The following is an 8,464-nucleotide window of genomic DNA, read 5'->3' as shown; positions in this document are numbered from 1 at the left end:
TTTAAGCGAGGTTTTAAAACAGGAAAAATAAATCCCATAGTTTTCTGAATTTTAAGTTTGCCTTCTATAACTTAAAAGCGGAGTTTAATACTTCCGCTAATCGAATGCCCGCTTTGTGGATTTGTGAAATTGAGGATTTAGGATTTGGTTTAAAGTTTGTTTTATTTCTCACTTCTAGTATCATGGTTCTGTTTTAAATCTTTTAAAATCCGTAACTTAGTGCATAACTAAACTTTATGATTATGAGAGTTTTAATTTTTTGTATCCTACTCTTAACAGTACAATCATGTGCTACAAAAAAGTATATTAAGAAACGACTGCTGCCTGAAGGAATAAAATCTGCAACCGAAGAAATATTTGTAATAGTAAATAATCAGAAAAAGCTTTTGCATAAAAAGCACCTGGTCTTTACTAGAAATGGCCGCATCAAATACTCCAAAACTGTTGATGCTGCAGGCAATCTATTGCAAGAAACCGAAAAGAGATTATGGTTTGTAGTGGAATTGTATCCAGATAGGGAGCCTTATTACTGTAAAACACGTTGGAAACCTAAACAACGCGAACGTATCAGCTGCTACACTAAAAAACAATACAAAGAAAATGAAGCCATTTATCATTATAATAAAGATGGAACTATTGATAAAATAGTAGATAATTTTACAACTTTCCACACACAGTATTTTTATTATACTAACAAAGAACTCTCTAAAATTGTTATTAGGGACAAAAATGATAAACTTATTGACGAAGTTTCAATATCCTGTGCGACCAAAGATAAAAAAGGTGCTTGTTTAAAAGAAATTAGAATTTCGATTAAAACAAACAATAAAGAAGAGATACTCTTCTCTCCGAATTATGATTGATTTACAGTATTTTTTTAGTAATGCTAGGAAGATTCCATATTTGACTTTTGACAGCATATTTAATTGAACGAATACTTAATCAACGAAATTCAAAAACTGTGGCTAGTCCCTGCTCTTCGAGATCGGGAGACCTCAAATTATTGCCAGTTACCTCCAAAGTTTCTCTTAATTCTTCTAGAACTTCACTAAATTGTAATGGCTGTTGTGGTTTGAAAGCGGAGTTTAATAATGTGGCTAATTGAATACTGGCTTTTTGGATTTGTTATTGCGCTGGGATTATATAAGAAAAGATACTGAGGTGTCTTTTTTTGTTTTGTAACATTATGGTATACTTATCAATTCGGGATTAAAGCTTATCTAAAACGGAGTTGATTTCATACTAAAGAATGACTTTCTATAGGTTCTGTATTTGAGGTATGGAATGGTACGAAATAATAGGACTTATTGTGGCTTGGTTTTTAGGTCTTTACCTGAGAGGTAAGATTTATGAGCAATTGAGGGATTATAATAAAAATGATAGTTGGAAAGAAGGAGTAAGAAATAGAAGATACTTTATCCTATTAACACAAAGCCAGCTAGTTAAAAATAAACTATATTTGAATAATATTAACCTAAACCTTTAAAATGAAAAAATTACTATTGATTGCCTTTTTAACCATTTCAATTTGTGGTTATACACAAGAAATAAAATATACTGATTTAGCCACTAGCAGCCGTGGTGAATTTACTTCTTACGTTAGTAAGGATGGTTCAGTTTACAAAATTGGTGATAGAATCAAAATTGGTAAACCATCTGCAAATGCTACATTTGCTTACATCACTCAAGGTGATGGTGTATTAATAGGGATAACACAACTTCCAGCAAATTCATCTGGCCAGGAAACAGAAATAAAAAAAATATTTGTGGTAGGAAATAAAAGAGTTGGTTATTCTGTTTCTTTTAGAACTAAAGGAGTAAGTGGATTATTAAATTACAGTATTGCTGTTGAAAATGCTATCGATACCAATGAAATTAAATCTTTTGGAATGTCTAGTGATGATGCATTAACTGAATTGAAAAAGTCTAAGGATAAATTAGATCTTGGTTTAATTAGCCAGGCGGATTACGATTTAAAAAAAGCTGATCTGGTTAAATACATTAAATAAAATTTTCATTTATCAAATCTCATTTAAAGCACAAGGGTAGCCATATAACGGTTACCCTTTTTGTTCTTACTTACTTGGCGTGATCATTAAAATTATCATGGCTCAAAACGGGTTTTCCCACTGGAGCTTGTTTGTCAACGTTCTTTGGTGCTTGATTGCATCGAGTGCCTACTTAAATTGCTTGGTAAATCGTAGCGTTTGTAACGCGGTTAATGACAAGAAATTGTATTTTGCACTTGGGCAGCTATTGGTGCTTTGCTCTTGCCGCCCACAGCTAGTCGAAGGCTGCAGGAAAGAGTTTGAATTATAGTTGAAATCCCATATATTACTTTCTAATTAACAAAAATCAATTCGTTTGGAGGTTTTAAGACGAACTGACGTTGACAAACATATTATGACGAAACTTCAAAAAATAACATTTATCTTAATTATTCTTCTTTTTGCGAGTTGTAAAAAGAATGAGAATGATATTGAATTTAACAGAAATGTATTGGCTGAAATTTTGCCAAGCATAATAGACTCAACTTGTGTTGATACAAGAATTTTTTGAAATCCTCCGCCTAGATATGGGAAACCAATATTTAACAAAGAAGGTCATTATGTTAAAACTGATTCAACGAAAGCAACTCCAGAAGAAATTCAAAATTTAAAAGAATGGAAACAACAAGTTTCTGATGTTGAAAAAGATACTTCTAAAGTAATTATTGCTTTTGATCCAAAAATTTTGCCTTATGAAAAAGAGTATAAAAAAATAATAGTCAAAAATTTTCCAAAAGACACTTTAATAAAAATAGAAACAGACAAAACTAAAGAATATATTCTGAATTTTAAAAATATCAAATTAAATAGTAAATTCAAATTGAAAAGTATAAATGAATTTGATAAAGAAAATATTTTTGAAAGAAAATATAAATTCAACTTTTCAGGAATATTAAGCGTTTCAGGAATAAAATTTGATCAAAAAAGAGAAAACGGAATTCTTGATGTTGGATTTACTTGTGGAAGATTATGTGGTTATGGAAATAAAGTCTATATCAAAAAAGTGAAGAATAAATGGAAAATAATTAAAATGGAAGAAACTTGGATTTCATAGAAGTACGTCTGCCAACACTTGCTACAATTGATTTGGGTATTTGGCTTAATGTAAATATGGGTTTGTATTTGAGAGTTTAGTGACAACCGAAAGATAAATAGTAACTTGCTTCCCAAGTCACTTGTAGCAGCGGGACGATGTCAAACTGTCTAAAAACCTAAAACAACCCTCTGAGAATTGCATATTTGAGATTTTTCAAAGATGGGAGTCCGAATATGAAATATTAAAATGGAGGTTATTAGACACGCTGACGTTAGCGACAAGCATAAAAAACTTTATGCATAAAATAGATTGGCTGAATGAGAGAAGGTTAATTTTAAAACAATGAACAGGTATGGATAAAAAAATATTCTTTTCTATAAAAACCCTGATTATTAAAGACAACAAGTTTTTAGCCGTCTATAATTTTGAAAATGGTCAAAAATTATGGGACTTACCTGGTGGCAAAATGGAATTTGGTGAAACCGCTGAAGAAACTCTAAAAAGAGAAATATACGAAGAACTCGGAATTGAAATTAAACCTATTAAAGTGATCGATACTTGGAATTATATGCATAATGACAATTGTCAAATTACAGGTATTATATATTTCAGTGAAATGAAGACAGATAAAATTCGTATATCTGAAGAGCATCACGGATTTGATTGGATAGATTTTGAAGAAATAAATGCAATTTTCTCGAAAGATTTTCTATTAGAAAAAATGCAACTCTGGGATTGGGATTCTATCATTGATAATAAAATTATTTTTACTAAATCAGTAATTATATCAAACCCATAACAAACGGAAATGCCAGTGGCTAACAGCAAGAGTTTCGTTGCGTGCGTAGCACAAACAATGAAAGCTGTGTTGGACGCAACTGATTACACGTGCATATTATTATTATTATTATTATTATTATTATTATTATTATTGCCTTAATTCAAAGTCTTTTTTGCAAAGGATATAATTATAGTTTAAATCCCATATATTTACTTTATAATCAATAAAATAAAGTTCGTTTTAAGGTTTTTATTCCGACGCTTCGGGAGAACTGACGTTATCGGTTATTGTAAAAGACGACACAGTAACTACTAAACAGACAAACACACTAAAAAATAAATATTATGAATGAAGGATTAATCGCAAAAGCAACTATTGATATTAATGCTTCCATCGCAAAAGTTTGGGAAGCTCTCATTACACCTGAAATGATTAAGCAATATATGTTCGGAACGGAAGTTGTTTCGGAATGGAAAGAAGGTAGTTCAATCATTTGGAAAGGTATATGGGAAGGAAAACCATACGAGGATAAAGGAATTATTCTTAAAGTAAAACCAATGAATACACTCCAGTATTCACACTTTAGCCCTCTTTCAGGAGTTCCTGATGTTCCAGAGAATTATCACACCCTGACCTATGAACTTTCTAATGAAGAAAGCCATACGCTTGTATCATTATCTCAAGACAATAATGCAAACGAAAAAGCTAAGGAACATTCCCAAAAAATGTGGGAGACGTTACTGGCTGGACTAAAAAGGGTCTTGGAAAATAAATGAAAAAAACATTATTGAAAAGTATCAGTGGACAGTTGAGCATCTTTCCGACAGTTCCTCTCGGCGGACAGTGCGAGTATGAATATTTGAACAATTAATAAACATAGTGCGGGCAAACAGTTTTGTGGTTTCTAATGCCCGAAACCGTTGGCAGTCATTATACCGCAGAACCAACCTATAGCTAACAGAAAAAATGACAAGAACAGAAGTAATAATTGGCGTTAAAGATGTTTCAAAAAGTTCCAAATGGTATCAAGAACTTTTAGGTTGCAAAAGCAATCACGGAGGTGACACTTTTGAAATATTGACTGATCAAAATGAAAGTGCGATTCTTTGTTTGCATAAATGGGGTGAACATGAACATCCAACTTTGGTAAATCCGAATATAGAAATAGGTAATGGATTAATTTTATATTTGCGAGTTGATGATTTGAATGTGGTTTGGGAGAAGGCAAAAAAACTAAACGCAATTCTTGAAATAGAACGGCATTTAAACCGAAATTCAGGAAAAGAAGAATTTGCAATACGAGATTTAGACGGATATTATCTTTTAATATCATTATAATTTATTTGGAAGAAAAAAATGAAATGGTTTTTAAACTCAATGGTGAAATCATAAAAAGCACTTAGCTATGAAGGGGCTCAATTATTTGATCCTTCTAAAAAAAAGAGCAATGAAACTTTTATTGCTGGAAATGGTTATGCTGGCGTTGAAGCATCACAAAACCCAAAATTCATTGAAGATATATTCAAAGAAAGTTTAGAGTATTGGCTTCTTCACTTACAAACGGGACAAACAAATATGTATGCTGACGGGATGATGCCAAATCGAAATATCGATTCTATAATTTCAGGATTAGATACAATAAAGATTTAATAAAACTGTCTATAATAGCGGTTTTAAGAGATTAGGGCAATTGGTTTAATTTGGAAAATGGTTTGTCTTTGGTTTGTTCAGACAAATCCGAAAAAATGGCTTAATTTAGCCCCAAACCACTTGTAGTAAGGGAATGTTAGCGATAATACCAACAGACGTTCGTGCAATTCAAGAACTTAATGCAATAAAATTATGCTGAAATATTTTTTACTTTGGTTTCCAATGGTTTTTATTGCAATCGTAAACGGTACGGCAAGGGATTTATGGTATAAAAAATATATTGATGAATTAGCAGCTCGCCAACTTTCCACTTTATCATTAATTATCTTTTTAGGGGTTTATATGTTTTTTGTTATAAAAAGATTTCCGCCTCAGTCAGTTTCGCAATCGTTGTTTGTGGGATTAATTTGGTTAGTCTTAACTTTAGTTTTTGAATTTGGATTAGGATTTTATAGAGGAAATACCTTGAGTCAATTATTAGATGAATATAATATTATGAACGGACATATTTGGTTGTTGATTCCGATTTGGATTATTTCGGCGCCGTATATATTCTTTAAAATATTACAACATTAAATCTGAAATGTCAGCGAACACAAATCTCAGACTTATAAAACTTTTTCATACCGCAATATGGGTATTTTTCAATGTTGTTATTTTTTATCTTCTTTACGCTGTAATTGTAAATAAAATAGATAAGTGGGTTTGGATTTGTATTTGCTTAATTTTTTTGGAAATAATAACTTTAACCATTTTTAAATCGATTTGTCCAATAACCTTGTTGGCTCGAAAATATTCGAATTCTACAAACGATAATTTTGATATCTATTTGCCAAACTGGTTAGCAAAATATAATAAGATAATTTATACAACGATAGTATTAATTGCACTTTGCATTTTGATTTATCGATTGTCTTGAAAATAGATAAGCACTATCGCTAACAGCAGTTTCGGTAGATTCCTCGCGAACACTGGAAAAAGAATGTTCCCGTAACATTGAACTCATGTGGTTGTTGAAGGGTTTAGCTCCAGATCACAATATGATAACTGTCATTGTAGCGCGACACCTAACAAATCGTAAATCTCCTGACGACCTTTCGCTGTTACTACTAACTCTCTTGAAAATTCTATTTTTTTAAACCATTTTTTTTCAAACATTTTTTCTAAAAAAACATTCCCAAGCTGACCAGCTAAATGAGGACGTCGTTCAGACCAATCAAGGCATTGACGTGTTATAGGACGCCGATTATTTTTAAAGTCGTCTTTTGAAATATTAAAAAACAAGAACCATTCCCAACCTTTTTCAGAAACCGTATAAATTTTCTGTGATTTTGTTAGATAGCCTTTTGTTTCTAATGTTTCGACAATTTTGACACCAACAAAACCTGCTAAATGGTCGTAACAAGTTCTACAATATTTTACACCATACTTTTCGGGTTCTTTCTTTACACTTTTAGACAAACTATTGTTTGCAAGATTTGCCAACCCTTCAACGGCATAAGCAACTTCGGAATTTGAAAGTGAGTAATACCTATGCCTTCCTTGAATTTCAACTTTAACTATTTTTGCTTCGAGCAATCTTGACAAATGATTACTTGCAGAAGTAGGCGAAGTATCTGCTACCATAGACAACTCACTTGCAGTATATGCTCTACCATCAAGCAAATTCCAAAGCATTTTTGCTCTTGTGGGCTCACAAATCAAAGCGGTGATTGAAACAAATTTATCTTCTACATTCATAGTTCAATCTTAAATGAAGTGTAAAAGTAATAATTGTATTTCCTTTGCTCAAACAAAAAATGTAAAAAATGCAAGACATTGAAATTTTATTAGAGAACAAGCCAGGTACCTTGGCTTTGATGGGGGTAACATTAGGTAAAAACAAAATTAGCCTTGAAGGTGGTGGAGTATTTCAAAATGGAGAAATAGCAATTGCTCATTTCTTGGTTGATGAGCCAGAAAGAGCAAAAGAGGAATTAGAAAAAGTTCATATTAAAGTAACAAAAATAAATAATGTTATTATTCAAAAACTTCGTCAAGATGTTCCAGGACAATTAGGAATGTTTTGTAGAAGAATGGCCGATGCAAACGTAAATATTTTAGTGCAATATAGTGACCATTCAAATCAATTAATTGTAGTAGTTGACGATTATGAAAAAGGTACAGAAGTATCACAAGAATGGCTTAAAGAATGGTGGAGTTAATGATAAAATAAGAGTGGAATTTTTTAAACTAGATTACTATGAGCGCACAACACAATTATAAATTAACGGTGGAATGGACTGGAAACAAAGGAACTGGAACATCAAATTATAAAGAATTTGAAAGAAGTCATAAGATTATTGTAGAAAACAAAATAGATATTTTTGGTTCTTCGGATCCTGCATTTCGTGGCGATAAAACAAAACATAATCCAGAAGATCTATTAGTAGCATCAGTTTCTACTTGTCATATGTTATGGTACTTACATTTATGTTCAGAAGCAAAAGTTATAGTAACAGATTATATTGACAATGCAACTGGAATAATGATTGAAACCGAAAATGGGGGAGGAAAGTTCACAGAAGTAACTTTAAATCCAATTGTAACTGTTTCTGAAATTTCTATGATAGAGAAAGCAAACGAATTGCATAAAAAAGCAAATCAATTATGTTTTGTTGCAAATTCAGTTAATTTTCCTGTATATCATAAATCAACAAGCCGAATTGATGAAATTGCATAAATAAAATGACGAACGGCTAACGGCGGTAGCCGTTGTAAAACTCATTTCAAAATATAAATAGAAAAAACAACCTCGCTTTGCACTGCCCCCAAAAAGTTAGACACTATTTGGGGGTATTTTTATGGAAAGAAAATCAAAATATGATTATGCATTTAAGAAAGAATGTGTTGAGTTAGTTTTAAATAATGGCTATTCAAGTAGACGTGTTTCTAAATTGAAAGGTCCAG

Annotated in this window: 10 protein-coding genes; 9 read left to right on the top strand and 1 reads right to left on the bottom strand. The window is 31.6% G+C overall.

The window, feature by feature from the left end; translation table 11 throughout:
• Positions 1 to 242: 242 nt before the first annotated feature.
• From ACNQGX_RS18025 to ACNQGX_RS17995, 7 genes are all read left to right on the top strand, one after another.
• Entirely contained in the window at positions 243 to 863 is a 621-nt protein-coding gene (locus tag ACNQGX_RS18025) for a hypothetical protein (protein WP_417978645.1), read from the top strand.
• Positions 864 to 1,487: 624 nt separating this feature from the next.
• Positions 1,488 to 2,009, top strand: coding sequence for a hypothetical protein (locus ACNQGX_RS18020; RefSeq protein WP_417978642.1), 522 nt, complete (start codon positions 1,488 to 1,490; stop codon positions 2,007 to 2,009).
• 859 nt (positions 2,010 to 2,868) lie between these two features.
• Positions 2,869 to 3,102, top strand: coding sequence for a hypothetical protein (locus ACNQGX_RS18015; protein ID WP_417978641.1), 234 nt, complete (start codon positions 2,869 to 2,871; stop codon positions 3,100 to 3,102).
• A 334-nt stretch (positions 3,103 to 3,436) separates the two neighbouring features.
• Positions 3,437 to 3,883 (top strand): NUDIX hydrolase, encoded by a 447-nt coding sequence (locus ACNQGX_RS18010; RefSeq protein ID WP_417978638.1) that lies wholly within the window; start codon positions 3,437 to 3,439, stop codon positions 3,881 to 3,883.
• A gap of 326 nt (positions 3,884 to 4,209) precedes the next feature.
• Positions 4,210 to 4,641 (top strand): SRPBCC family protein, encoded by a 432-nt coding sequence (locus ACNQGX_RS18005; RefSeq protein WP_417978636.1) that lies wholly within the window; start codon positions 4,210 to 4,212, stop codon positions 4,639 to 4,641.
• Between the two features lie 190 nt (positions 4,642 to 4,831).
• Complete coding sequence (locus tag ACNQGX_RS18000; protein WP_417978634.1) at positions 4,832 to 5,203, top strand: VOC family protein; 372 nt, start codon at positions 4,832 to 4,834, stop codon at positions 5,201 to 5,203.
• A 504-nt stretch (positions 5,204 to 5,707) separates the two neighbouring features.
• The gene (locus ACNQGX_RS17995; RefSeq protein ID WP_417978633.1) at positions 5,708 to 6,091 is read left to right on the top strand and encodes a hypothetical protein; all 384 of its coding nucleotides are present in this window, start codon (positions 5,708 to 5,710) and stop codon (positions 6,089 to 6,091) included.
• A gap of 474 nt (positions 6,092 to 6,565) precedes the next feature.
• Here the strand turns inward: ACNQGX_RS17995 and ACNQGX_RS17985 are convergent, their stop codons facing one another.
• Positions 6,566 to 7,255, bottom strand: a complete 690-nt coding sequence (locus tag ACNQGX_RS17985) for an ArsR/SmtB family transcription factor (RefSeq protein ID WP_417978632.1) — start codon at positions 7,253 to 7,255, stop codon at positions 6,566 to 6,568.
• Positions 7,256 to 7,323: 68 nt separating this feature from the next.
• Here ACNQGX_RS17985 and ACNQGX_RS17980 point away from each other — a divergent pair, with 68 nt between their 5' ends.
• Positions 7,324 to 7,719, top strand: a complete 396-nt coding sequence (locus tag ACNQGX_RS17980; protein ID WP_417978630.1) for an amino acid-binding ACT domain-containing protein — start codon at positions 7,324 to 7,326, stop codon at positions 7,717 to 7,719.
• Positions 7,720 to 7,757: 38 nt separating this feature from the next.
• Positions 7,758 to 8,237, top strand: coding sequence for an OsmC family protein (locus ACNQGX_RS17975; RefSeq protein ID WP_417978629.1), 480 nt, complete (start codon positions 7,758 to 7,760; stop codon positions 8,235 to 8,237).
• The last annotated feature ends 227 nt before the right edge of the window (positions 8,238 to 8,464 follow it).

The sequence above is a fragment of the Flavobacterium glycogeni genome, assembly GCF_048286775.1.
In the GTDB taxonomy this organism is placed as follows: domain Bacteria; phylum Bacteroidota; class Bacteroidia; order Flavobacteriales; family Flavobacteriaceae; genus Flavobacterium.
Note: the sequence above shows the minus strand (reverse complement) of the source record. Positions and strands in the feature narration are given on the sequence as shown.

Bases quoted from the DNA above. Each gene is read 5' to 3' on its own strand.
- ACNQGX_RS18025 (WP_417978645.1), top strand. From the start codon at position 243: ATGAGAGTTTTAATTTTTTGTATCCTACTCTTAACAGTACAATCATGT.
- ACNQGX_RS18020 (WP_417978642.1), top strand. From the start codon at position 1,488: ATGAAAAAATTACTATTGATTGCCTTTTTAACCATTTCAATTTGTGGT.
- ACNQGX_RS18010 (WP_417978638.1), top strand. From the start codon at position 3,437: ATGGATAAAAAAATATTCTTTTCTATAAAAACCCTGATTATTAAAGAC.
- ACNQGX_RS18005 (WP_417978636.1), top strand. From the start codon at position 4,210: ATGAATGAAGGATTAATCGCAAAAGCAACTATTGATATTAATGCTTCC.
- ACNQGX_RS18000 (WP_417978634.1), top strand. From the start codon at position 4,832: ATGACAAGAACAGAAGTAATAATTGGCGTTAAAGATGTTTCAAAAAGT.
- ACNQGX_RS17995 (WP_417978633.1), top strand. From the start codon at position 5,708: ATGCTGAAATATTTTTTACTTTGGTTTCCAATGGTTTTTATTGCAATC.
- ACNQGX_RS17985 (WP_417978632.1), bottom strand. From the start codon at position 7,255: ATGAATGTAGAAGATAAATTTGTTTCAATCACCGCTTTGATTTGTGAG.
- ACNQGX_RS17980 (WP_417978630.1), top strand. From the start codon at position 7,324: ATGCAAGACATTGAAATTTTATTAGAGAACAAGCCAGGTACCTTGGCT.
- ACNQGX_RS17975 (WP_417978629.1), top strand. From the start codon at position 7,758: ATGAGCGCACAACACAATTATAAATTAACGGTGGAATGGACTGGAAAC.